The organism is Arthrobacter sp. 18067, assembly GCF_902706295.1.
Classification (GTDB): Bacteria; Actinomycetota; Actinomycetes; order Actinomycetales; family Micrococcaceae; genus Arthrobacter.
Genome location: NZ_CACSJJ010000019.1, coordinates 25,288 through 48,812 on the forward strand (window position 1 = coordinate 25,288; position 23,525 = coordinate 48,812).

General features: G+C 63.9%; 20 protein-coding genes. 10 read left to right on the plus strand and 10 right to left on the minus strand.

Annotated elements, in window-relative coordinates; translation table 11 throughout:
- The first annotated feature begins 89 nt into the window (after positions 1–89).
- Positions 90–554, plus strand: a complete 465-nt coding sequence (gene aroQ, locus GVL04_RS17995; RefSeq protein ID WP_159707044.1) for a type II 3-dehydroquinate dehydratase — start codon at positions 90–92, stop codon at positions 552–554.
- Between the two features lie 86 nt (positions 555–640).
- Here aroQ and GVL04_RS18000 read toward each other — a convergent pair whose 3' ends face one another.
- The 4 genes from GVL04_RS18000 to GVL04_RS18015 form a co-directional block, all read right to left on the minus strand.
- The gene (locus GVL04_RS18000) at positions 641–2,824 is read right to left on the minus strand and encodes an alpha-galactosidase (protein WP_159707046.1); all 2,184 of its coding nucleotides are present in this window, start codon (positions 2,822–2,824) and stop codon (positions 641–643) included.
- 101 nt (positions 2,825–2,925) lie between these two features.
- On the minus strand, positions 2,926–4,266 hold the full coding sequence (locus GVL04_RS18005) for a sugar ABC transporter substrate-binding protein (protein ID WP_159707048.1): 1,341 nt from the start codon (positions 4,264–4,266) through the stop codon (positions 2,926–2,928).
- A 27-nt stretch (positions 4,267–4,293) separates the two neighbouring features.
- The gene (locus GVL04_RS18010) at positions 4,294–5,205 is read right to left on the minus strand and encodes a carbohydrate ABC transporter permease (protein WP_159707050.1); all 912 of its coding nucleotides are present in this window, start codon (positions 5,203–5,205) and stop codon (positions 4,294–4,296) included.
- A gap of 26 nt (positions 5,206–5,231) precedes the next feature.
- On the minus strand, positions 5,232–6,107 hold the full coding sequence (locus tag GVL04_RS18015; protein WP_159707199.1) for a carbohydrate ABC transporter permease: 876 nt from the start codon (positions 6,105–6,107) through the stop codon (positions 5,232–5,234).
- 302 nt (positions 6,108–6,409) lie between these two features.
- Between GVL04_RS18015 and GVL04_RS18020 the strand changes: the two genes are divergently transcribed.
- Positions 6,410–7,609, plus strand: coding sequence for a Gfo/Idh/MocA family protein (locus GVL04_RS18020; protein WP_159707052.1), 1,200 nt, complete (start codon positions 6,410–6,412; stop codon positions 7,607–7,609).
- Between the two features lie 14 nt (positions 7,610–7,623).
- Entirely contained in the window at positions 7,624–8,643 is a 1,020-nt protein-coding gene (locus tag GVL04_RS18025) for a LacI family DNA-binding transcriptional regulator (protein ID WP_159707054.1), read from the plus strand.
- Between the two features lie 80 nt (positions 8,644–8,723).
- On the opposite strand, the gene GVL04_RS18030 is transcribed toward GVL04_RS18025, so the two are convergent.
- From GVL04_RS18030 to acs, 4 genes are all read right to left on the minus strand, one after another.
- Complete coding sequence (locus tag GVL04_RS18030) at positions 8,724–10,094, minus strand: FtsX-like permease family protein (protein ID WP_235036342.1); 1,371 nt, start codon at positions 10,092–10,094, stop codon at positions 8,724–8,726.
- Entirely contained in the window at positions 10,087–10,836 is a 750-nt protein-coding gene (locus GVL04_RS18035) for an ABC transporter ATP-binding protein (protein ID WP_159707056.1), read from the minus strand. The genes GVL04_RS18030 and GVL04_RS18035 overlap by 8 nt, the downstream gene beginning before the upstream one ends.
- A 151-nt stretch (positions 10,837–10,987) precedes the next feature.
- Positions 10,988–11,776 (minus strand): DeoR/GlpR family DNA-binding transcription regulator, encoded by a 789-nt coding sequence (locus GVL04_RS18040; protein WP_159707058.1) that lies wholly within the window; start codon positions 11,774–11,776, stop codon positions 10,988–10,990.
- A gap of 167 nt (positions 11,777–11,943) precedes the next feature.
- Entirely contained in the window at positions 11,944–13,989 is a 2,046-nt protein-coding gene (acs, locus tag GVL04_RS18045) for an acetate--CoA ligase (RefSeq protein ID WP_159707203.1), read from the minus strand.
- Positions 13,990–14,458: 469 nt separating this feature from the next.
- On the opposite strand from acs, the gene GVL04_RS18050 reads away from it, so the two are divergent.
- The 3 genes from GVL04_RS18050 to GVL04_RS18060 are packed head-to-tail and all read left to right on the plus strand — an operon-like array spanning position 14,459 to position 17,459.
- On the plus strand, positions 14,459–15,976 hold the full coding sequence (locus GVL04_RS18050) for a hypothetical protein (RefSeq protein WP_159707060.1): 1,518 nt from the start codon (positions 14,459–14,461) through the stop codon (positions 15,974–15,976).
- 11 nt (positions 15,977–15,987) lie between these two features.
- Positions 15,988–16,782: an endonuclease III gene (gene nth, locus GVL04_RS18055; RefSeq protein ID WP_159707061.1), complete on the plus strand. Its 795-nt coding sequence runs from the start codon at positions 15,988–15,990 to the stop codon at positions 16,780–16,782.
- The gene (locus GVL04_RS18060) at positions 16,779–17,459 is read left to right on the plus strand and encodes a CoA pyrophosphatase (RefSeq protein WP_159707063.1); all 681 of its coding nucleotides are present in this window, start codon (positions 16,779–16,781) and stop codon (positions 17,457–17,459) included. The genes nth and GVL04_RS18060 overlap by 4 nt, the downstream gene beginning before the upstream one ends.
- A gap of 14 nt (positions 17,460–17,473) precedes the next feature.
- Here the strand turns inward: GVL04_RS18060 and GVL04_RS18065 are convergent, their stop codons facing one another.
- Together GVL04_RS18065 and GVL04_RS18070 are read right to left on the minus strand one after the other, a co-directional pair.
- Positions 17,474–17,674 (minus strand): DUF1508 domain-containing protein, encoded by a 201-nt coding sequence (locus GVL04_RS18065; RefSeq protein WP_159707065.1) that lies wholly within the window; start codon positions 17,672–17,674, stop codon positions 17,474–17,476.
- Positions 17,675–17,859: 185 nt separating this feature from the next.
- Positions 17,860–19,551 (minus strand): bifunctional 3'-5' exonuclease/DNA polymerase, encoded by a 1,692-nt coding sequence (locus GVL04_RS18070; protein ID WP_159707067.1) that lies wholly within the window; start codon positions 19,549–19,551, stop codon positions 17,860–17,862.
- Between the two features lie 139 nt (positions 19,552–19,690).
- Between GVL04_RS18070 and ssd the strand changes: the two genes are divergently transcribed.
- From ssd to GVL04_RS18090, 4 genes are read left to right on the plus strand one after another with little or no spacing between them, the layout of a single operon-like run.
- Entirely contained in the window at positions 19,691–20,809 is a 1,119-nt protein-coding gene (gene ssd, locus GVL04_RS18075) for a septum site-determining protein Ssd (protein ID WP_200846895.1), read from the plus strand.
- Positions 20,806–22,095 carry a TadA family conjugal transfer-associated ATPase gene (locus GVL04_RS18080; RefSeq protein WP_235036343.1) on the plus strand — a complete coding sequence of 430 codons (1,290 nt, stop codon included), beginning with the start codon at positions 20,806–20,808 and terminating at the stop codon, positions 22,093–22,095. Before ssd ends, GVL04_RS18080 begins: the two co-directional genes overlap by 4 nt.
- Entirely contained in the window at positions 22,092–22,880 is a 789-nt protein-coding gene (locus GVL04_RS18085; protein WP_159707071.1) for a type II secretion system F family protein, read from the plus strand. Before GVL04_RS18080 ends, GVL04_RS18085 begins: the two co-directional genes overlap by 4 nt.
- Positions 22,880–23,503 carry a type II secretion system F family protein gene (locus GVL04_RS18090; protein ID WP_159707073.1) on the plus strand — a complete coding sequence of 208 codons (624 nt, stop codon included), beginning with the start codon at positions 22,880–22,882 and terminating at the stop codon, positions 23,501–23,503. The genes GVL04_RS18085 and GVL04_RS18090 overlap by 1 nt, the downstream gene beginning before the upstream one ends.
- The last annotated feature ends 22 nt before the right edge of the window (positions 23,504–23,525 follow it).

Below are 23,525 nucleotides of genomic sequence, written 5' to 3' on the forward strand. Positions count from 1 at the left end.
CTCTCACATCGTGAGCGTTTTGAGCCGATGCTCTCTCACCTCTTGGGCGCGATTCCCCGACACCTTTCCACCGCTATAGATTGGGAGCCATGACTGAAGCCACTCCCGCCACCGAAGCCGGTCGCGGCACCATCCTTGTGATCAATGGACCCAACTTGAATCTGCTGGGTACCCGCGAGCCCGAAAAGTACGGCACGTCCACTTTGGCCGACGTCGAGCAACTCGCCATGACAGCGGCTGCAGCCCATGGCTTCACCGTTGACTGTGTGCAGTCGAACCACGAGGGCGATCTCCTGGACGCCATCCATGCCGCGCGTGGCACAGCCGTCGGGATTGTCATCAATGCAGGGGCGTACACCCACACGTCCGTGGCTCTTCGGGACGCCCTTGCAGCGGTGCAACTACCCGCCGTCGAGGTCCACATCACCAACGTCCACCAGCGTGAAGAGTTCCGCCACCACTCGTACCTGTCGGGTGTGTGTACTGCGATCATCGTCGGCGCTGGCGTGTTGGGCTACAAGCTGGCCATCGATTACCTGGCCGACGCGGTCTAACGGGCCGTTAGGTGAGCGAGGGTTCCCGGGAACGGGCCGTTAGGTGAGCGAGGGTTCCCGGGAACGGGCCAATAGGTGAGAGAACGTCAGAGTGCTGTGAGCCGCAGAACGATGGCGTGTTCCGGATGAAGGACCGGCATCGGGAGCCCTACTTCGCCCAGGAACCGACCGGTCGCTTCGGCTCCGGAAGCGAGCCAGGGGGCCGGCTTGGCTTCGATGAACGTGTGCCCGTAGTCGGCGTCTCCTGGTGAGGGGAAGATGGCCTCCACCCGGTATGAACGCAAAGGATCCAGTCCTGGAATCGCCACCCGGCCCACGTGCTCGGCGAAGCCTGTGCGGGTCTTGACCACAGCGAAAAGCGCGGCCGTAGCACCTGCCGCAATCCCGCCGTCGTGCGTGTCCGCGACAACGCCGTGCACCATCAGGGACTCGTCCGGCACATCGGCCCGCACCATTCGTCCACTGTGGATAAGACCTCGGTGATCCTTGTACAAAGCGATGAAGCGCTTGAGTTCCTCGCGTTCCGCCCCGGTGACGGAGCGGACATCCCACTCCATGCCGAAGTGACCGAACAAGGCCGTGATGGCCCGGAACGACAGATCGTGCGTGCGAGCGGTGGTGTGTGAGGTGGTGGGCCCGATATGCGCGCCCACCAGCTCCGGCGGAACCACCATGCCGGTCCAGCGCTGGATGGTCTGCCGCTCCAGGGCGTCATTGCAGTCGGACGCCCACACGCGGTCCGTCCGCTCGAGGATTCCGAGGTCCACACGTCCGCCACCTGAGGAACAACTCTCGATCTCAACGTCCGGATGTGCAGCCCGGAGCGCGTCGAAGAGCCGGTACGCCGCCAGGGTTTGCTCATGGACCGAAGCACGTCCGGCGTGACCATGCTCCAAAAGGTCGCGGTTCTGGTCCCATTTGAGGTAGCTGATCTTGTTCCCGCGCAGGAGGGCGTCGATCCGCTCGAAAACGTAGGTCCAGGCCTCCGGGTTCACCAGGTCGATGACGTGCTGCTGCCGCCATTCCAAGGGCAGCCGGCCACCGTCCTTGTGCGAAGCCGCGGACGGGCCCACGATCCACTCGGGATGCGCCCGTGCAATGTCGGAGTCGAGGTTGACCATTTCCGGCTCCACCCACAGCCCAAACTCCATGCCGCGCGAGGTCACGGCGTCGATGAGCGGCGTCAGCCCGTCGGGCCACACAGTGTCGTCCACGTACCAGTCGCCCAACCCTGCGTGGTCGTCGCGGCGCCCGCGGAACCAGCCGTCGTCGAGCACGAATCGCTCCACGCCCAGGTCGGCGGCCGACTCGGCCAGCTCGATCAGGGCCTCCAGATTGTGGTCGAAGTAGACCGCTTCCCACGTGTTGAGGACCACTGGACGAGGCTTGCCCGAAAGCGCACCGACGTGATGCGGACGTGCCCGGAACCAGCTGTAGAACGCCTCGGTGATGCCATCCAGGCCGTGGTCGGAGTACGCCGCGAACAGCGCAGGAGTGGTGTAGCTTTCACCTGGCTGGAGCACCACTTCCGCGGGTCCCAGGAGCTCCGAACCGCCCACCATGGTTCGCCCGTCCGCAACGTTGTCCGCGAATTGCTCGTGGTTCCCGCTCCACGCCAGGTGCGTTGCCCAGACCTTGCCGTGACGGTTGCCGAAGCCTGCGGTACCGGCGGCCAACAGCAACGAGGAGTCGTGCCCGGTGCGGCCGTGCCGGCCCGTCCGGACCCACGTTCCCTGCTGGATGGCCCGGCGCTGCGGGTGACGTTCGCGGCACCAGCGTCCGGTCAGGTCCAAAAGTTCGACGGCGTCCGGCGCCACCGGGAGCATCGTCGCCAACTCGTCCAGCTGGAACGGCGACGTGCCGTCGTTGCTGGCCGTGTGCTTCAGTTCGAGAAGCCCGCCCGGGTGCAAGGTGAGGTTGCTGGTCACCGTGATGCCGGCGTCGGGATCCGACTGAATCACGACGGCGGTGGTGCCGTCCGTCGTCGCACTCACCATGCGGAGGCGTACTGAGAAATCGAAGCCGGGTACGCCTTCGGTGATCCGGTGTCCGCGAAGCCCGGGCCGGCCCTGCCACGACGACGAAGCCTGCGGGAGGAGTCCAGCGGGGACATTTGCGTCGATGGAAGACGGCCCGATGGGTTCGCTGAGGATAGCGAGGTCCGGCAGGGTTTCGCCCAGGTCAGCTCCCCAGTGGGTTATCTCAGCCTCTCCGCGGTGGGTGCTGATCACCAGGCTGGTACCTGCGGAACGGAGATGGAGCGGTTGCATGGATGTGAGTCACTTTCAAATCGGTTCTTATGGGGAGTTGCGGGGCCCGCTCTGCGCCCTTCGCGAAGGAAATGACGCGCAGAGCGGGCCTCAGAGCAGGGTTACTTGAAGAGGTTGTTGACCTGGTCGTTGGCTTCAGTCAGCGAGGAGGCAGGCTTCTTGCCGGAGATGACAGCATCCATGGCTGGCTTCATGATGCCATCCACCTTGGCAGCCTTGTCTGCGATCGGGAAGAGGAACGTGGTGCTGTCCTTCACATGGGTGGTGAAGGCGGAAACGTCGGTGCCCTTGTCAGCGAAGGCCTTGGCAGCGATCTCGGAGGAGCTGGCGATGGCGGGGAACACCACGGCCTTGCTGGCCACCACGTCCTGGCAGGCGGTGGAACCGAGGTATCCCACCCATTTGACGCTGGCGCCGGGGTTCTTGGTGCCTGCCCAGATGGAGTCGGCCAGGCCGTTGAACATGGACGCGCGCTTGCCGTCAGGGCCCTTGGGGGTGGGGGCGAAAGCAGTTTCGATGCCCTTGTAGGTCTGGTATTGCCCGATCAGCCAGTCACCGTTGGTGTTGATAGCAGCCTTACCGGCGCCGAAGCTGTCCGGCATGCTGGCTCCCACCGTGGTTTCAAGCTTGGGCATGTAGCCCTTGTCCACCAGTCCGGCCCACCAGGCAATGGTGTCCTGGAAACGGGGGTCGTCGTAGTTGAACTTGCTGCCCCACGGGTTCTTGTCGGTTGCGGTCCAGCCCGTGGTGGCGGTGAGGAAGCTCCACTCGGTCTGGCCCTGGCCGGAGCCGCTGCCGGTCAGGCCGAGTCCGTAGGTGGCTACGTTGTTCTTGTCGAAGCCCGACTCGTCGCCGCGCTTGCCGTTCTTGTCCACGGTCAGGTGCGCGATGGTCTTCTCGTAACTGCCGCCGTCCTTCGGGTTCCAGTCGAGGTTTGCCATTTGTTCCGCGGAGATTCCGGCGGCATCCGTCATGGCCTTGTTGTAGAACAGGCCCACGGTGTCCCAGTCCTTCGGCAGGCCATAGCGCTTGCCGTCCTGGCCCACCCAAAGCTCGGGGAGTCCCTTGGTGTATGCGTCCAGCTTGATGCCGTCCCTCTCCACGGCCTCGTCCAGCGACAGCAGCTGCTTCTTGGCGGCATATTCCGGGTACTTGGAGAGATGGTTGGTGAAGACGTCCGGGGCTGTTCCGGCCACGAATCCGTTGGTCAGGGTGGTCCAATAATCGTCCCAACCGCGCTGGGTGATCTTGACCTTGATGTCTGGGTTGGCCTTGGTGAAGTCGTTGGCACATTGCTGGTACGCCGGGAGTTGGTTGGCGTCCCAGAGCCAGTAATTGATTTCACCCTTGGCATCGGTGGAGGCGGGGGCGGAACCGCCACAGGCGGACAGGGTCAGGGCGATGGCGGCGGCAGCAGCGGCGACGCCGAGGGTTTTCTTCATAACGAACCTTTCAAGAGGGGATGCGGGTTACTTGATTCCGGAGAATCCGATGGAGTTGACTACCTTCTTGCCGAAGGCGATGAACAGCAGGAAGATCGGGAGCGCTGCGACCAGGGTCCCGGCCATGAGCCCGGACCAGTCCAGTGCGCCTTGGGGCGACTGGGACTTGAAGACGCTGAGGCCAACGGTGAGCACCCGGACGTTCTCGTCCTGGCCCACCAGCAGCGGCCAGAAGTACTCGTTCCACTGACCGATAAAGGTCAGCAACACCAGCGTGGCGATAGGGGCTGCGGCGTTGGGGAGCACAATCTGGAAGAAGATGCGCAGGTGCTTGGCGCCGTCGAGCATTGCCGCTTCCTCAACCTCGCGGGACATGCTGAGGAAGAACTGGCGGAGGAAGAAGATGGCGAACGGGGTCATGAACAGGAACGGCAAGGACATCCCGGCCATGGTGTTCAAGAGGCCGAGGTTCTTGATCATGAGGAAGTTGGGCAGCGCCGTAAAGATCGGCGGGACCATCATGGTGGTCAGGAAGACGGCGAACACTTTGTTGCGTCCGGGCCAGCGCAACCGTGAAAAGGCGTAGGCGGCCATTGCGCTGAAGAACACCTGGCCGGCTGTGGTGATGCTGGCGAAGATTACCGAATTCCGCAGGTAGAGCCAGAAGTTGATGGCCGCGCCGGAACCGCCGTCGGCGATTGCCTCTTCGGTGGTCTGCAGGCCCAGGACACGCTTGAAAGCGCCCCAGCTGAAGTCGGCCGGCAGGAGGTTCCCGGCGTTGGAGGCCAGCGCGCTGTTGCTGGACAGTGCCGTCCGCAGCATCCAGAGGAACGGGGCAACGGTCACGGCGACGGCGACGGCGACAAGCACCCACGCGCCGATCCGGCGCCAATTGAGGGGCTTCTTGCGGCGATTGCGGGGAAGGGTTGAGGTAGTCATGGCGGTTTCCTTAGTCCACATCCGGCTTAGTCCAGGTCCGATTCGTTGCCCTTGAGGAACTTCATTTGCACGAAGGCCACCAGGGCGAGGATGACGAACAGGATCACGGAGAGGGCGGATGCGTAGCCGAAGTCGGACTCCCCGAAGGCTTTTTGGTAGATGTACATCTGGATGACGCGGGAGGCGTTGACGGGTCCGCCGTTGGTGGTGACGGCCACGGTGTCGAACACTTGGAAGGAACCGATCACCGTGACCACCAGCACCAGTACCAACACGGGGCGGAGCAGCGGCATGGTGATGCTCCAGAACGTTCGTGCCGGGGACGCGCCGTCGAGGTTTGCTACCTCGTAGAGGTGGTTCGGGATGGATTGCAGGCCCGCGAATATCAGGAGCGCGGTGTACCCCATGTGCCGCCAGACGTTCACAAAGGCGATGGTGGGGATGGCCCATTGTTCGCTGCCGAAGAAAGCGACGCGGGGGAGGCCCACCCAGCTCATGACTTCGTTGACGATGCCCAGCTGATAATCGAGCATCCAGAACCAGAGCAGCGCGACGATTACATTGGCCACCAGGAACGGAAGCAGCAGCGCGCCACGAATGAACGTGGACTTGGCGACGCGGTGCATCAGCAGGGCCAGTCCCAGGGCGATGACTGTTTGGAAACCGATGTTGAGGGCGACGTACTGAAGGGTGACGCCCATGGCGTTCCAGAACAGTTCGTCGGCGAAGATCGTGGTGTAGTTCTTGATCCCGATCCAGGTGGGTTCACCAAGGATGCTGTATTCGGTGAAGCTGAGGTAGATGCCGCGGATGGTGGGGATCAGGAAGAAGGCCACGAATCCAATAACGGCGGGGAAAATGAAGAAGAGGGCGATTCTTAGGTCGCCGAGACGGCTGGTCATGCTGCGTTTGGCAGGTTGAAGCTTGCGTCCGTGGTTGCCTCCGGAACGACCCGAGGCTTTCCCGGGTTGCTTGGTTAACGTGGTCATCGTCGACCCTTTCCTGACTGTGATGTGAGTAACAATCTGGTAGGGAATCTACACGAGTAGATTTGGATAGCGCAAGAGTTAGCGGGAATTTTTGGTTAATAATGTTCGAATCTGTTCTGTCTGTTGACTCGAGTAGATTGCGGTGGAAGACTCAAGTGAATCCCGTGAGGGCGATCACAACCAGCCGCCGGCGTGCGGCTTCAGGAAGGTAGACAATGACGTTTTCGATCGGCGTTGTGGGTGTCGGGCAGTTCGGCGGCCACTTTGCCCATTTGTTCAAGCTCCACCCCGGCGTCAGCGCGGTTTATGCCGTGGACGAGCTCCCCGAACGCGCCGCAACGGCGCAGGAACGCTGGGGCCTGGATGGTGTGATGGGCAGCTTTGAGGACTTGTTGGAGTCCGACGTCGATGCTGTCGCCATTTTCACTCAGCGGTGGACCCATGGTCCACTCGTGGAGCGTGCGCTGCGTGCCGGAAAGCATGTCTACTCCGCTGTGCCCATGGCGATCTCAGAGGAAGAAATAGCACGCATCATCGAGGCCGTCCGCGAGACCAAACTTGTCTACGTGATGGGGGAGACCAGCTACTACAACCCAGCCACGGTATTCGCCCGCCAGCAACACGAGGCCGGAAAATTCGGTCGGATTTTCTACACCGAGGGCGACTACGTCCACGATATGGACCTGGGCTTCTACGAGGCCTACCAGTACAGCGGCGGAGACCGTTGGAAGGAAACCGCCAGCTACCCGCCCATGCTGTACCCGACGCACGCCATCGGAGGCGTCCTGGGGGCCGTGCCCGGGCACGCTGTCAGTGTCAGCTGCATCGGTGTAAAGGACCAGCGCGGGGACGGAGTTTTCGACAAGGACGTCAGCATGTTTGCCAACGACTTCTCGAACGCCACGGCGTTGTTCGAAATGAACGACGGCGGTGCGATGCGCACCAACGAGATGCGCCGCGTGGGGTACCCCTCGCACATCCGGGAATCACGCTTCCGCTTCTTCGGCACGGACGCCAGTTTTGAACAACTCGCCACCACCACCGTCTGGCAGGACAAGTCCACTGTGGAGGACGTCTCCGAACAGGTGGAAACCAAGCCGAGCATGTCTGCCGATGATCCGTCCTTGGCAGATGTGGCGCCGGAACTGCGGGATGCCTTCATCTCGGGCCTGGCGCCGGTTCATGACCAGTCCCGCCTTCCCCAGGAGTTCCTCGGCGCACCCAACGGGCATGAAGGCAGCCACCAGTTCCTGGTGGATGACTTTGTGACGGCTGTGAACACCCGGACGCTTCCTCCGGTGAACGCCTGGGTGGCAGCCCGGTTCACCCTTCCCGGGATCATCGCCCACGAGTCGGCCCTGCGCGGCGGTGAGCGTCTTCCCATCCGCGACTTCGGTGATGCTCCTATCGACTAGCTAGCATTTACCCCATGACCACTTCTGCAGTACAAACCCCGCGCGGCCCGGTAACACGCAAAGACGTGGCCCGGTACGCCGGGGTGAGTACCGCCGTCGTGAGTTATGTGGTGAACGGTGGACCCAAGAACGTTGCGCCGGCCACCGAAGCCAAAGTGCGCGACGCCATCCGTGTCCTCGGCTACCGTCCCAATGCCGCGGCGCGGGCGTTGAAGCTGGGATCCAGCGAGACCATTGGCGTTGTGGTGCCTGACAACACCAACCCCTTTTTCACGCATCTGGCCCATGCCGTGGAAGAGGCCGCCTCGGAACTTGGCTACGGGATGGTGCTCACCAACTCGGATGGAAGCCTGACCCGTGAGCGCAAGAACATCCGCACCTTGGCGGCACGCCAGGTGGATGGCGTGTTCCTGGCCAGCTGCGTCTTCGACCCCGATGTCACAGAGTTGGAGGCCTCGGAAATCCCGTCGGTTCTGTTGAACAACGCAGGATCACGACCGGGTTTTGCCAGCGTCGGAGTGGATTTGGAGTCGGGCGCGCGCGCAGCAGTGGAGCACCTGATCGGCCACGGTCACAAGAACATCGGGCTGGCGATCGGCACCAACACCGGGAACCAACTGGACGGCCGCGAGGTGGGCTGGCTCAACACGCTGCGCGACGCCGGCTTGCCCGACGGCCCCATGCTGCACAGCCCGTTCACACGGCCTGGCGGCTACGAAGTGGGTAAGCGATTCCTGTCCATGGCGAACCGGCCCACTGCGATCTTTGCCAGCAACGACATGCAAGCCATCGGCATTCTCCGGGCCTTCCACGAGGCTGGAGTTCGGGTGCCCGAAGACATGGCGTTGGTGTCCTTCGACGGCTCCTTGGACTCCGAATACAGTTGGCCTGCACTGACCACCGTGGCCCAGCCGGTCCAGCTGATGGCGGAGGCCGCCGTTCGGGCCTTGGTGGGCAAGGGCCGCGGAGAGGACCTGCAACACCAGATCCTGCCCACCGAGCTGATCATCCGGCAGTCCTGCGGCTGCAAATAGCCCCGCCGAGACGGCATTTAATGACAATGTTTGACGCAAACACTGTCATTAAATGCCGTCTCGGCGGGAGTTGGAAGAGGCTAGGAGTCCATGCTCGCGTAGCGCTCCGGCCGGGCCAGGACCTGGCCGATTTGCGCGGTGCCTGCAGCTATGGCCAACCGGACCAGCAGGAACCCGGCCGCGAACACTCCGCCGATGGTCAGGAACACCACGGGCTGCGTCAACAACACGGTGCCCGTCAGTGGCAGGACCAACACCGCCGCAGCGGCCGCCGAGATGCCGGCCACCAGGACGAGCGGCGACATGACAGCCTTGACCCGCGCCGCCACCATGAGCTTGCGCGGCATCCCCACCCGATCCAGGGCCACCAGGGTCGACGCCCGGTCCAGCACCGCAGCGGCTTGGTTCACACCCGCCGAGCACGCCACCATCAGGAATGAGCCCAGCAGCGTGATCATCACACCGGTGTTGATGTCACGGACCAGCAAAGCCGTTTCATCGGTGGCGCCGGGACCCATGGTGTCGGCCACGGACATGCCAACTCCCACGAACACCCCCACAAAGCTGGTCATCGCGACGCCCCCAACTTGCCGCCACGATTCCTTGGGGCTCTCCAACACGGTCCGTGCGGCTAGCAGTTGCTCGGGTCGTTTGGCCCGCTTGAGCTGCGAGGAGGCCCGCAGCCGCAGGATCCAAGGACCCATCAGGTTCAACGCCAACAGTGCCAGGCCAAAGCAACCGCCCATCACGGCGATGATCACGATGAACGCGCCAAAGCTGCTGAGCATCCCCATCGCCACCACACCGATGACCACCACCACAGCCGCGATGAGGCCGCGAACCCAGTGGGCGCCGTCGGCCGTTTGCCGGGTCCTGACGCCCAGCGGGGTGACCACAACTTTCCGGAGACCCAGGGCGGCGCTCGCAGCGGCCAGCACGCAGACGGCCAGGATGCAGCCGAGGATGGACGGCACGGACAGCCACGCGTGGCCAGCTATGGCCTGGCCCCGGAACTGGATCAGGCCGAGGAACGGTGCCGCGCAGGCGTAGAGCCCAGCCCCCGCCAGCGCACCCACCGCGGCCAGGACAGTGGACTCAATAACAGTCATCCACACCACGGTTGCGCTGTCGGCGCCCAGCAAGCGCAAAGACGCCAGGCGGTCATCACGACGGCGGGCGGCGAGTCGGGCGGCCGAGGCGCCGAGCGTCAGGAGCGGAATGATGAGCAGGACCATGGCGACGACGGCAAGCGCTTGGTACGTGCCTGCGATGTCGTCCGACCAAGACCAGAAGACTTGTGAGCCTCCGGCCACTGTGAGGAGCAGCGCTGTGACTGTTCCGAAGGCGAGGACCGGTAGTCCAGCATCGCGGAGACCTGTTTCGCGGAGGCTGCTGCCGCTGCTTCGTGCCAGGTACGGGGTGAGGCGCAGGGCCATGGAGAGGCTAGACATTAAAGGCACCCTTGAAGTTGGTGGTTGCGGGAGCTGGCTGGACGGGAGCGGCAAGGGCGCTGCCACTGTCCGCCACGATCCGGCCGTCGCGCAACTCCACCACGCGTTGGCAGCGCGCCGCCACGTTGGGATCGTGCGTAACTACCAGCAAGGTCCGGCCGTTGGCTGCCACTGAGCGAAGCAAAACGTCCAGGACTTCGTTGGACGTCGCCGAATCCAAGGCCCCCGTGGGCTCATCGGCAAATACCACCCGAGCACCTGTGACCTGGGCGCGGGCAATGGCCACGCGCTGGACCTGCCCACCTGACAGCTCACCCAACCGGCGCTGCTCCATGCCCGCAAGGCTCAAAGCCCCAAGCCACTCGGCCCCCCGGGACTCTGATGTAGCCCGGTCGGTTCCGTTCAACATCAGCGCCAAGGCCACGTTTTCCACGGCAGTCAGTTCCGGCAGGAGCATGCCCTGTTGGAAGACGAAACCAAACTCCTCACGGCGCAGGCGGGACAGCGCGGCGTCACCCAAAGTGTCCAGCCGCAACGGTGCCGACGGAGTGTTCAAGGTGATGGATCCGGCGTCGGGCCTCAAAATTCCGGCAAGGCAGTGCAGAAGTGTCGTCTTACCCGAACCGGAAGGTCCGATGATCGCAATGGACTCGCCGGCGTTTGCTGTGAAGTCGACGCGGTCCAAGGCGATGCTGCCGGGATAGTGCTTGGTGAGTTGCTGGGCGTGGAGGATGGCGTTCATGCATCCAGCATCCCGAAGAAGCGCATCCCGCGGCGTCAGTCCCGCGGTTGAACTCTGCTGACCTGCCTCCACCCGGGGTATGAGACCCAACTGAGTAGCAGTACAGCGCGTTTTGAGCACTCAAAACGCGCTGTACTGCTACCTACTTGGGCTACGCCTCCGCGATCCGTAGCTTGGCCACATTCTCGGCCAGCACGCGTCGGGCATCCTCACCGAGCAGCGAGTCGGTGATCAACTCATCGGCTTCTTCCAGCTGGGCGATCGAGGCGATGCCCACCACACCCCACTTGCTGTGATCGGCCAGGACAACGGTGCTCCGGGCGGACGTCATGAAAGCGCGGTCCGTCTCCGCTTCGAGCAGGTTCGGCGTGGTAAAGCCGGCCTGCGCATCCATGCCGTGGACTCCCAGGAACAGGACGTCCAGGTGCAGTTGCTTCAGCGAGGCCGTGGCAATCGGGCCCACCAAAGCATCCGACGGCGTGCGCTCGCCGCCGATCAGGATCACTGTGGAACCGAAGCGGGCGGGGCCCGATGATGCACCGTGATGAAAGAGATCGGCGATTCGCACGGAGTTTGTGACCACGGTGATGCGTGGGCCGTGAACCAGTTCCTGGGCCAAGGCCCACGTGGTGGTGCCAGCGCTGAGGCCGATGGCCATGCCTTCCTGGACCAACGTGGCGGCTTCGACGGCAATCGCGTGCTTCTCTGCAGTGAGCTGTGTGGACTTCAACTCGAAGCCAGGTTCATGGGTGCTCGCGTCGCCGGGAAGCTTCGCCCCGCCGTGAATGCGTTCCACGCGGCCCGTTTCCTCGAGCGCTTCGATGTCGCGCCGGACGGTCATGGGGGAAACCCCCAGCAGTTGGGCGAGGTCGGAGACGCGCACCACGCGTTCGCGCTGGACGGCATCGATGATGGCGGAGTGGCGTGCTGCCTGAAGCATCAGGGCCTTTCTGGAGAGCCTCGTTGGCGTGAGGCTGAGTCTGGCTCCAGTCTAGGACGCGGTTTCGCTGCCCGGCCGCAAATCCAGTCGCGGCGTCGTCACGCACCTGATGAAACGCACGACGGCGCCGCTCACCCCTGGAGGTGAGCGGCGCCGTCGTGAATTGCTTACTTACGCAATGACTCCGCGATCTGGGTCATGATGCCGGGGTCGGCCAGGGTGGTGGCGTCGCCGGTGTCGCGGCCCTCTGCGATGTCTTTGAGGAGGCGGCGGACGATCTTGCCGGAGCGGGTCTTGGGCAGTTCCGGAACGATCAGCAGTTGCTTGGGTTTGGCGATCGGGCCGATTTCCTTGCCCACGTGGTTGCGTAGTTCCAGGACGGTTTCGTCGCCCTTGTTCACGGCGTCACCGCGGAGGATGACGAACGCGACGACGGCCTGTCCGGTGGTCTCGTCAGCGGCGCCAACGACGGCTGCTTCAGCGACGGACGGGTGCGAGACCAGGGCGGACTCGATTTCCGTGGTGGAGAGGCGGTGGCCGGAGACGTTCATGACGTCGTCCACGCGGCCCAGGAGCCAGACGTCGCCGTCCTCGTCCTTCTTGGCGCCATCGCCGGCAAAGTACATGGCCTCGAAACGGGACCAGTACGTGTCCTTGAAACGTTCCGGGTCGCCCCAGATGCCTCGGAGCATGGACGGCCACGGTTCGCGGACCACCAGGTAGCCGCCTTCACCGTTGGCCACGGACTGGCCGGCTTCGTCCACCACGTCCACGGCGATGCCGGGCAGCGGAACCTGTGCCGAGCCGGGTTTGGTGGCCGTGACGCCGGGCAGGGGCGCGATCATCTGCGCGCCGGTCTCGGTCTGCCACCAGGTGTCCACGATCGGGGCCGGGTTGTCCTTCTTTTCGCCGTTCTTGCCGGCATTGGCGCCGATGACGTCCCGGTACCACATCCACGCTTCGGGGTTGATGGATTCGCCCACGGAACCCAGGACGCGGATGGAGGAGAGATCGTACTTGTCCGGGATGTCCCGGCCCCACTTCATGAACGTCCGGATGGCGGTAGGGGCGGTGTACAGGATCGAGACCTTGTACTTCTCCACGATTTCCCACCAACGGCCCTGGTGCGGGGAGTCCGGGGTGCCTTCGTACATGACCTGGGTGGCGCCGTTGATGAGCGGCGCGTAGGTGACGTAGGAGTGGCCGGTGACCCATCCGACGTCGGCGGTGCACCAGTACACATCGGTTTCGGGGTGGAGGTCGAACACGGCCTTGTGCGTGTAGGCGCCCTGGGTGAGGTAGCCGCCGGTGGTGTGCAGGATGCCCTTGGGCTTTCCGGTGGTGCCTGAGGTGTAGAGGATGAACAGCGGGTGCTCGGAGTCATGCCCGACGGCGGTGTGCTCCTTCTCTGCGACATCGACGGTGTCGGACCACCAGAGATCACGGCCTTCAACCCAGTTGACGTCCTCGCCGTTGCGTTTGACCACAACGACGTTCTGGACGGTGTGACCTTCTTTGCTGAGGGCTTCGTCCACGGCCGGCTTCAGGGCGCTGGGCTTGCCGCGGCGGTAGGTACCATCGGCGGTGACAACGAGCTTGGCTTCAGCGTCCTCGATCCGGGAACGCAGCGCATCCGCGGAGAACCCACCGAACACTACTGAGTGCACGGCCCCGATCCTGGCGCAGGCAAGGAGCGTGATGACGGCTTCGGGGATCATGGGCAGGTACACGGCCACGCGGTCGCCCTTGGCAACACCGAGGGACTCGAAAGCGTTGGCGGCCTTCTTCACCTCTTCGGTCAGCTGCGCATACGTGTACGTGCGGGTGTCGCCGGGTTCGCCTTCGAAGTAGATGGCGACGCGGTCGCCCAGGCCGTTTTCAACGTGGCGGTCCAGGGCGTTGTACGCCGCGTTGATCTCGCCGCCGACGAACCACTTGGCGAACGGCGGGTTGGACCAGTCAAGGGCCTCGGTGAAGTCCTTGTCCCAGGTCAGCAGCTCGCGGGCCTGCTTGGCCCAGAACGCGGGGCGATCAGCTTCAGCCTCTGCATAGGCCTCAGCATTCGTCACGGCGTTAGCGGCGAACTCCGCCGACGGCGCGAACTTGCGGTTCTCGTGGAGGAGGTTTTCAAGCGCCTCGACGTGGGGGGCCTGACCGTTTTGAGCTGTTGAAGCTGCAGCGGTGGCCGTGGATCCGGTGGTGTCCTGGGACATGGTGAACCTCATCATTCATCGATCTTTGCTGCGCGGAACCTGCCGCGAGGTTCCCGCCCGGGCCGTCGTCGGCGTCGAGCGCCTCCCCGAAAGGTCCGCAGAGTGCTATCCGCCATCAACACTATCGCTTAGAAAGGTCCTACGTGTGCGTCGTCACAAACGCGCCAGCGAGCGGCGCGGATTTAGCGACGAATGGCGCCGTGGGTGGTGGGGAACCGCTTACATGACGACGACGGCGGCACGTGCCCGCCGCTGTCGACGACGCCAATGCGGGTCGCTATCTGTAAGGGACCTTGGAGTTTGCTGTGGGCGAAGCCGGATGGCCGTTTTCAGCTAGAACCCTGTCAGTGGGGTGGCATAGGCTGAAGAAGTCTTGGGACGCATCGTCAGGTGTGTCCGGTTTTCCGCGGAATCCTGCGGGATGACCGGACCGGACTGCCCAGGACGCCGCCGTACGAAGGAGAAATAGATGAACCAGCTGAGCCCAGGCCCGCACGACTCACAACCGACGCGACCGGACACCACGGCTGGAACGGCCACGGCAACAGGTACCTCCGGAGAGGCCTTTAAGAACGACGCTGCCACGAAGGACGGTGCCAAGTACGACGCCGTCGTGGGGCCGTTCACCATCCGGGACCTGACTGTTTTCGGCTCCACGCTGTTGATGTTCGTTGCGTCCCTGTTGCCGATGTTCGGAGCGCGCTACAACCTCTGGAACCTTGGAAACCTGTTTTTCCTGCTGCTCGGCATCATCCTGCCTTTGGTGGTGGTTGCATTGTTCGTTGCCCGCAGGTTGCAGCCGGGAACCATCGTCCGTGTCGGCTCATTGTCCGTTGACCAGTTCGCATCCGTCACGGCCTCTTTCGCCTTCCCGCTCTTCTTCCTGACCATCGCCAACTCGTTCAACGGCGGCGTTTTGTTGGGCTTGGTCGGCTCCGTAGGCTTGCTGGCCGCAACCGTCATGGCTCCGCATCTTCCGTGGCTCTCCGCTGATTTCAAGGGCCGCGCCGAAATCCCGGCCCACGTTGTTGCCCGCGAAGCCGTAGTGCCGAGCCGTAAGCCCGCGTCTCCTAAAACACCCAAGGAGCCCAAAGCTGCCAAGCCGGCCGCGGGGACTTCCACGGGCGCGTCGACTCGCGGTTTCCAGGGCTCGACGTCCGGTTATCAGGCTCCGGGCACCTCCGTTGCCGGTGCGCAGGCTCCGGCTACGCAGGCTTCGGGGTTCCAAGCTCCCGCTGCAGCGGCTGCTGCAGCCTCCACGGGAGCCCCCGGCGCGGGTGCTCCCGGTACCGGTGCTCCTGCCACAGGTTCCAGCCCCTTCGCTCCGCCAGCGAGCTACGGTGCTGCGCCGTCGCCGGCGGCGGAAGCCCCCGCCGTCGTGCATTCAGCGGATGGCCCTTCAGTAGATGGCCCTTCAGTGGACGGCAAGCCAGCGCCAGTGACTACCCCCTCAGCGGCTGGTCCTGAGACTACCCAGGCCCCGGCCGGTGCAGGCACTCCTTCTTCCGCGACGTCACCGGCTTCCGCGACGTCACCGGAGCAGGAACTCGTGAAGGGTGCTGAGGCAAAGGCTGAAACAGGAAAGTCCCCGGCCGTCGCTGAGCCCGCTACAACGCAGCACGCCGCGCAGCAGCCGGCTCCGCAGCAGACTGCCCCCCAGCAACTGGCATCGCAGCAGCCATGGGCTGCCACCATGGCGACCCCCATCGTTTCGGGTGACACCAGGAAAGTCAGCGATTCCATCGGTGCCACCGTGGACCCCGCCAGCCGTCCGGACGACTCCGATTCCCCGCAGTATGAGGCGTTCTGGTTCGCTGTGGCCCAACCCCGCACTGCCTACGACGAACACTCGGGCGCTCCTGCCTTCACCATTGAACCCGGTGGTTGGGTGCTTGCACTGGAGGACCGTGGCCATGAATTCCTGGTGCAGGACACCGACGGCAAGGTTGGGGTTCTTCGGGAGCTCAGCAACATCGAACGCGGCTAAGAAGGGATCCCGTGGCCATCGCTGAAGCTGGTTCGCTGCTCGCACTCAAACGCCGGGCCCGCAAGATCAACAGGGTCCTGGCGGAAAAGTATCCATACGCCCATGCGGAGCTTGATTTCCGAAACCCGTTTGAGCTGGTGGTGGCCACGGTCCTTTCTGCCCAGACCACCGACGTCCTGGTCAACCAGGTCACCAAGATCCTGTTTGCACGCTATCCGGATGCGCGGACGTTGGCAGAGGCGGATCCCGTGGAGTTGGAGACGATCCTTCAACCCACTGGCTTCTTCCGGGCCAAGGCGCGGAACGTCCTGGCGCTCAGCAACCGTCTGGTGGATGAGTACGACGGCGAGGTCCCGGGTCGCCTGGAAGATTTGGTGACGCTCCCGGGCGTTGGGCGCAAGACCGCAAACGTGGTTTTGGGAAATGCCTTCGGTGTTCCCGGGATCACGGTGGATACGCACTTCGGACGGTTGGCCCGCCGTTTCGGGTGGACGGCGTCCGATGATCCCGTGAAGATCGAGTTCGATGTCGCCGAGCTGTTTGAACCCAAGGACTGGACCATGTTGTCGCACCGGGTGGTGTTCCACGGCCGCAGGGTGTGCCATGCCAGGAAACCTGCGTGCGGTGCCTGCCCGGTAGCAAGTCTCTGCCCCAGCTACGGCGACGGCGAAACTGATCCCGTCAAGGCAGCCAAGCTGCTGAAGTACGAGCTCGCTCCGGGCAGTGAGGCGTTGTTGGAGAAGCTTTTGGCCGAGACTCACAGGGCCGCGGAGATCCGCATGGAATCGCAAAGGAGGCCCGGGTGACCGCGCTTGAAGAGTTGTCGGCGCTGGTGACCCGATTCGAGGCGGGCGAGCAGCAGCACTATGCGCTGTGGGAGAGGCTTCCCGTCACCCTGGAAACCAACCGCCCTGCTGCGGTGCTGATGCTTTTCGGCGTGCTGGATGACGTCCCCGCCGAGTCAGGGCGCCCTATTGCCCCGGCCGACCTCGACGTTCTCTTGTTGGAGCGCGCACATACCCTGGACGACCACCCCGGGCAGGTAGCCTTCCCGGGCGGCAGCGTGGACCCGGAAGATGAATCGGTGGTGGCTGCGGCGCTGCGTGAAGCCGTGGAAGAAACGGGGCTGGACGCAAACGGTGTCCGCGTGCTCGGGGTCATACCCGAGCTTGGACTCATCCGGAGCAACTTCCGCGTGACACCAGTGCTGGGATGGTGGGATGCGCCGTCGCCAATCCGTGTGGTGGACTACGCCGAATCCGCACAGGTATTCAGGGTGCCGGTGCGTGACCTCCTGGATCCCGTCAACCGTGTAACGGCCACCATCTCGCGTTTCGGGCGTACCTACACCAGCCCTGGTTTCACAGTTAATGGAGTGCTGGTCTGGGGCTTTACCGGGATGGTTCTCAGCGGGCTCTTCGACGAACTGGGCTGGACCGTTCCGTGGGACACGGACAAGCTGCGCGACGTCGATCTCCAGTAGCGCGGCGGTTCGTTTCAGGCAGCCTTGCGTGCCGCCGTCGAACGGTCCACGATCAGTCCGGTTGCGGCGTTCTCCCGCACGGCATTGATGCCGGCAATGACACCTGAGAGCTGCGTGAACGTGGGTGATTCGGCCACGACCGTTCCATCGGCCGCTGTCAGCCGGAACCGATACGTTTCGTCGGTGTCTCTGAGAATTTCAAACCTGCCAGCCATTGCTGTTCCCCCTTGATGCTTCCTTGCACACATGTGGACCGGCAAAACTATCCACATAGCGAAAGTATCCAGAACCGGGGGAGAACAAAAGTTACTTGACGGTACCGGTCATGAGGCGGGTCATTCCGCCTCATGTGGCGAGATATGACTGGATAGTCCAGGCGGTTGCGGTTAGTGTGCGGCGGCTACTTTGCCTTGTCATAGGAATCGACGACCGCGACACTAACGGGGAATTCCACGGGAATCCGTCCAAACATGAGTTCTTTGGCCGCTGTAGCTGCTTCCTCGATGGCCCGGATGCAGGCATCCACGGCGTCGTCGGGGGCGTGAACCATCACTTCGTCGTGCAGGAAAAAGACGAGTTCCCCGGAAGGGGAGCCTTCTGCCCGCATGGTCCGCAACCGCCGTCGTAATTCTGCCAGCCAGCACGCAGCCCATTCAGCGGCTGACCCTTGGACAACGAAGTTGCGGGTGAAACGGCCCCGTGACCTGGCCAGGTTGTCCGCACGACGCTGTTCCTCGGCTGAAGTGGATTGCTGGCTCCGCAACCAGCCGGCCGACGGCGGCGGGCTGCTTCGGCCGAGCCGCGTAGTCACCGTTCTGCCCGCTTCGCCCTGCCGGGCGGCCTGCTCCACGAACCCGACGGCGCGTGGATACGTGCGGGTGAGCTGGGGCATGAGCCTGCCCGATTCGCCTGTGGTGGCGCCGTAAATGGCACCCAGCAGTGCAATTTTCGCCTTCGCCCGGTCGCCGCCGAAACCTTGGGCGGCGATGCCTGCGTAGAGGTCCTTATCGCGGGCGGCTTCGGCCATCTTGGTGTCCTGGGCCAGCGCAACCAGCACGCGGGGTTCCAATTGGGATGCATCGGCGACGATGAGCTTGTGGCCGGGATTGGCGTGGACCGCGCCCCGGATATTGCGCGGGATCTGGAGTGCCCCACCACCCCGCGAGGCCCAGCGTCCGGACACCACGCCGCCAACGACGTACTCCGGGTGGAAGCGCCCGTCACGCACCCACGCGTCCAGCCACGCCCAACCATTGGCTGTGTGAAGGCGGGACAGCTTTTTGTAGGCGAGGAGCGGCTGGATGGCAGGATGCTTGGACTCCTGGAGCTCCCATTGACGGGTGCTTTTCACCTCGATGCCGTTCCTGTGCAGGGCACGCATGAGGTCCTGAGGTGAGTCCGGGTTCAGGCTCGGGGAGTTGAGGATGTTTCTGAGCTCGGCACAGAGCGCCTCAAGGGCGGGAGGTCTGTGTCCAAGAGGCGGTCGGGTGCCCAGAACGTCGGCGAGGATCTGCTGATGCAGCTCTTCGCGCCACGGGACACCGGCGTGTTGCATCTCGACGGCGATGATGGCGCAGGCTGATTCGGCGGCGAGCAATAGTTGGAGGCGTTGCTTTCGCTGCCCGTCCGTGGGGACCTGGGCAACTGCATGCTGTTGCGCTCCGAATTCCTGCCTGAGCTCGGCGAGCCCTGCCTTGGCGTTTGACGGCGAAAGGTCCTCGAACAGCGCGCCTTGGTCTGCGGGAGGCGGCGGTGGTTGGAGGACGCGGGGAGGCGTTGAGTCGTCGTCCTGGGTGAGCTTGACCGCATGCCGGGCATAGTCCGTGTGCGCGGTGAATTCAGAGTGCGCCAGGATTGCCGCGCACAGCGCGAGGTCATGGCATCGCTCCAGCTCGATGCCGTGGGTCAACAGCTCCGGATACCAATCCTGGGCCCGATGCCAGACCCAGCGTGGCCGCTGGGCTTCGAATTCACGCACGACGGCGGGCAGCTCACCCCGCGTGACGATGCGCGCGTCTGCTGTCGCTTTTCCTGTGGGGGAGATCCTCTGTATGGCTGCGCCTTCCGGGTGGGCGGCGAGCAGCAAGTACATGGTCTCCATTCTGCCCTGTGTGAGCGGGGCTGCTGTGCCGGTGTCACTGCGCCTCCACAGGCACCGATTATTGCCAGGTTGTGCACATAGGGGTCCTTGCCACTTACCGTGGTTCGCCGGGTCCACCATTGTGGGTCCCATGAGTAAGCGAGATCGGCGGTACAGGCACACCAGCAACCTAGCAGGAGAAGCGGAAACGGACGGATCCTGGGTTCCACGCGATGCTGCCGGGATACTGCTCGTCTCCGCAGACCCCTACCTTCAGGAAGAAGCCAAACGGATAGTTGCAGCCGCAGGCGGAAGCCTCTCAATGGCTGCGGATGTCACTGAAGCTGTTCACGGCTGGGACAGCGCCGACGTTGTTTTGGTGGGCAGCGACGTGCGTGAGCTGCCTCCGCGAAGACGGGGGCCAACGGTGCTGCTGGGCAGGGCTGCCGAGGGGGACGGGCTATGGAGATTGGCCGCTGCCCTCGGAGCTGAACGGGTGGCAGTCCTTCCTGGGGCCGCGGCCTGGTTGGCTGAACACCTCAGCATGTCCGGCTCTCCGGACCCCGGAGGCGTGGTCATCGGAATTATCGGTGGCTGTGGTGGGGCCGGCGCCACCACTACTGCAATTTGGCTCGCGCAGGCAGCGGCTGATCACGGTGTCAGCACCATGCTCATCGACGGTGATCCTTGGGGCGGTGGCCTGGAGCTGGCCGTCACGGCTGAGGACATTCCGGGCCTCCGTTGGCCGGATTTCTCCGAAACCCGGGGCAGCATCGACCCCGCGCAGTTCCGGGATTCCCTGCCCGTGGCCGGCGGTTTTGCCTATCTGTCGTGGCCCGGAACACGGGATCCAGTCCAAGGCCCCGACGCCGGTGCCGTTGCCGCCGTCATGGACGCTGCACGCAGAAGCTTTGAACTCATCCTGGTGGACATCGGGCGAAACGGCGAGGGCATGAGGACCCTTGCCTGGGATTGCGACAGGATCCTGCTGCTGGCCAGGGCCCACCTCAAATCGGCCGTAGCAGCGGGGCGCATCGTGAACGAGCTCCCGCCCGTGGACGCAGGGCTCGTGGTCCGTGGGAGCACGGCCTCGTCAGTGGACGCTGGCCTGATTGCCGAGTCACTGGGACTGCCATTGTTGGGCGTCGTCCCTGAGATAAGGGGTGTGGCAGCCGGCACGGAATTGGGACGCTTGCTTGAACTCGGGCGTCGAAAGCCTGTGAACCGCTTTGCCATGTCCGTGCTGGAACTGAACGGGGCCATTCAGTGAACCCTTTCGCTGAGGGCACGCGACGCAGGCAGGGCCGAAAGCTTGACTCCCTACTCCTTGAGACGGTGCGGGAGTCTGTGCTCGCGGGCAACGGACCTGTCACGCCGTCCACCGTCGCAGCAGCAGTACAGGCAAGTGGCAGGTTACTGGGCACCGCAGGGGCTTTGGAGGCAGCCGAATCGATCAACGCAGAGCTGAACGGCCTGGGACCGCTGCAGCAACTTGCCCAGGATCCCGCCGTTACCGACGTCTTCGTCAACGGCCCGGAATCCGTATGGCTGGACCGCGGGCAGGGCTTGGAACGAGCATCGGTTCACTTCGATACCGAACAACAGGTCAGGTCTTTGGCAGCCCGGCTGGTTGCCGCAGGTGGCCGTCGACTGGATGATGGTTCTCCCTGCGTGGACGTCCGCCTCAAGGGCGGCTATCGGGTACATGCAGTCCTGGCACCCATATCCACCGCGGGGACGCTCCTGTCCATCCGCATCCGCCGAGAGAACGTGTTCACCCTGACCGAGCTAAGGGAACGCGGCATGTTCTCCGAACACATAGAGTCCGTCCTGCGCGCCATCATGGGGCAAAAGCTAAGTTTTCTGATCAGCGGGGCCACTGGCTCAGGCAAGACAACACTGCTGTCCACCATGCTTGGACTGAGCAATCCGAACGAGCGGTTGGTCCTGATAGAGGACGCCGCCGAGCTCAACCCCGTCCACCCCCATGTGGTAACGCTGGAATCCCGGCATGGAAACCTTGAGGGCGGAGGTGCTCTGGACCTCGGTGAGTTGGTTCGCCAGGCGCTGCGTATGCGGCCGGACCGGTTGATCGTAGGAGAGTGCCGCGGCGCTGAAGTCCGTGAATTGCTGACAGCACTCAACACGGGGCACACCGGCGGCGGCGGGACCATCCACGCCAATACGGCAGAGGCAGTGCCTGCAAGGTTGGTAGCTCTCGGCGCGCTCGCAGGCTTGAATGCAGAAGCCGTACGGTTGCAGGTTTCCAGTGCCTTGGACGTCGTCATCCATGTCGACCGAACCCCGACGGGACGGAAAGTTGCTTCCATCGGTGTGCTGGCCGACACCCTCGAAGGCCAGAAGGTGGTGCCGGCCCTCAGCTGGCATCCGTCAGGAATGACCCAGGGGCCGGCCTGGCCCGAACTCGCCGCGCGGCTTTCCCTTGCGTTACCTGCCCGGGATGGCGGGCGCCAGCAGAATGGAACGCCCGGCTTCGATTCACAACGCCCCGGCTCACCGCGCATGGGCTCATCGAGCATTGGGGAGGGCTCATGATCGGCGCTTTTGTCCTCCTTGCAGCGCTTGCGGCCTGGCTGCAGCTCAGGGGACACCGGGCCGATGGCCGGCGTATTCGGAAGAGCTTGGGGGAGCCTGCCCGCGGGAACGACGACTACCTTTCTCGTGCCGGTTTGTGGTTTGGACACCTGCGGCGGCGAAAGCAGCGAGAGCCTTTGTCGCTTGTGGTGCTGGTCCAACAGCTCGCGGCGCTGCTTCGGGGTGGGCGGGGAACTTCCAGCCTGTGGGAGGAGTTATGGACGGTCCACGCTCCGAGGCACACCCGCCACGGCAGCGCAACCCCGGAAGCAGTGCAAGGTCTCACCCCTGAGTCCTTGCTGGTAGTAGCCGCGGCGCGGGCAGCGTCCAGCGTGGGAAACTCGCCGGCCGATGCGATCCGCCAGGCGGCCGCAAAGATATATCCCCGGCGAGGAAGTTCTGAGCGACGTGTGTGGATGGAACTGGCAGCGTGCCTTGAGGTGTCAGAAACAAGCGGTTGTCCACTCGCCGACCTTCTCACCAGGTTTGCTGCCCAGCTTGAAGCTGAAGAGGACGCCGAAGCCGCAAGGCAGACGGCCCTTGCCGGACCAAAAGCCACCGTCCGGCTGTTGTCGTGGCTCCCGGTGTTCGGGCTGGTGTTGGGGATGGCGTTGGGCGTGGACCCCTTGGGAATCCTGCTGGACAACATTTTGGGAGTTGCGACCTTCGCGGCCGGGATCCTCCTGACAGTAGTTGGCCGTGTCTGGTCCTCACGGCTGGTGGCGTCTGCAGCCGGAGGCACGTGATGCCCGACGCCCCGGTCCTGCTGATGATTTTGTTGGTGTCCCTGGCAGCATTCGTACGTTTTGCCGCGCCAATGCGAGTGCGGGCGGTGAGGGAAAAGTTGCTGTCCGGAGACAAAGGGACAACGGCTCTGGCGGATCCGTCCGGCCCGGAAAGCCGCAGCGCCGTGGCCGATGTCACAGCACCGGTCGATGGGCTTCGCGATACGGCGATGATGTTGGAGCTGGTGGCGTCGATGCTCGACGCCGGTGCCGGCATCGGGCGGGCACTGGAGCTCATTGCGAGGTGTGCCTCGCCGCCCATCAGCCAATCATTGAGGCCAGTGGTGGCTGCGCTGGCAATGGGCGCCGCTTGGGACACTGCCTGGCGCCGCCCAAGCAAGCACGCGCCGGAAGTAGTCCGCTTGAAGGAGGCCTTGGCATTCGCAGCGCTGACCGGGGCGCCGTCGGCCTCCATTCTCTACGCACAGGCTGCCAGGGATCGCCGGGAACAGTTCCGGGCCGCGGAGAAGAGGGCCGCTGCCTTGGGCGTGAAGCTTGTTGTACCCCTGGGACTGTGCTCCCTGCCGGCCTTCATCTGCCTGGGCATCGTTCCCGTCCTGATCGCGATGCTTCCCGCCGGTTGAGCTGCGAATGATGCCCAACTGT

What these genes read in the sequence shown, in the direction of transcription:
- GVL04_RS18040 (WP_159707058.1), bottom strand. Translation starts at nt 11,776, where the DNA reads ATGCTTCAGGCAGCACGCCACTCCGCCATCATCGATGCCGTCCAGCGC.
- GVL04_RS18035 (WP_159707056.1), bottom strand. Translation starts at nt 10,836, where the DNA reads ATGAACGCCATCCTCCACGCCCAGCAACTCACCAAGCACTATCCCGGC.
- acs (WP_159707203.1), bottom strand. Translation starts at nt 13,989, where the DNA reads ATGTCCCAGGACACCACCGGATCCACGGCCACCGCTGCAGCTTCAACA.
- GVL04_RS18020 (WP_159707052.1), top strand. Translation starts at nt 6,410, where the DNA reads ATGACGTTTTCGATCGGCGTTGTGGGTGTCGGGCAGTTCGGCGGCCAC.
- GVL04_RS18050 (WP_159707060.1), top strand. Translation starts at nt 14,459, where the DNA reads ATGAACCAGCTGAGCCCAGGCCCGCACGACTCACAACCGACGCGACCG.
- ssd (WP_200846895.1), top strand. Translation starts at nt 19,691, where the DNA reads ATGAGTAAGCGAGATCGGCGGTACAGGCACACCAGCAACCTAGCAGGA.
- GVL04_RS18030 (WP_235036342.1), bottom strand. Translation starts at nt 10,094, where the DNA reads ATGTCTAGCCTCTCCATGGCCCTGCGCCTCACCCCGTACCTGGCACGA.
- GVL04_RS18065 (WP_159707065.1), bottom strand. Translation starts at nt 17,674, where the DNA reads ATGGCTGGCAGGTTTGAAATTCTCAGAGACACCGACGAAACGTATCGG.
- aroQ (WP_159707044.1), top strand. Translation starts at nt 90, where the DNA reads ATGACTGAAGCCACTCCCGCCACCGAAGCCGGTCGCGGCACCATCCTT.
- GVL04_RS18000 (WP_159707046.1), bottom strand. Translation starts at nt 2,824, where the DNA reads ATGCAACCGCTCCATCTCCGTTCCGCAGGTACCAGCCTGGTGATCAGC.
- GVL04_RS18085 (WP_159707071.1), top strand. Translation starts at nt 22,092, where the DNA reads ATGATCGGCGCTTTTGTCCTCCTTGCAGCGCTTGCGGCCTGGCTGCAG.
- GVL04_RS18025 (WP_159707054.1), top strand. Translation starts at nt 7,624, where the DNA reads ATGACCACTTCTGCAGTACAAACCCCGCGCGGCCCGGTAACACGCAAA.
- GVL04_RS18005 (WP_159707048.1), bottom strand. Translation starts at nt 4,266, where the DNA reads ATGAAGAAAACCCTCGGCGTCGCCGCTGCTGCCGCCGCCATCGCCCTG.
- GVL04_RS18015 (WP_159707199.1), bottom strand. Translation starts at nt 6,107, where the DNA reads ATGACCAGCCGTCTCGGCGACCTAAGAATCGCCCTCTTCTTCATTTTC.
- GVL04_RS18090 (WP_159707073.1), top strand. Translation starts at nt 22,880, where the DNA reads ATGCCCGACGCCCCGGTCCTGCTGATGATTTTGTTGGTGTCCCTGGCA.
- GVL04_RS18070 (WP_159707067.1), bottom strand. Translation starts at nt 19,551, where the DNA reads ATGTACTTGCTGCTCGCCGCCCACCCGGAAGGCGCAGCCATACAGAGG.
- GVL04_RS18010 (WP_159707050.1), bottom strand. Translation starts at nt 5,205, where the DNA reads ATGACTACCTCAACCCTTCCCCGCAATCGCCGCAAGAAGCCCCTCAAT.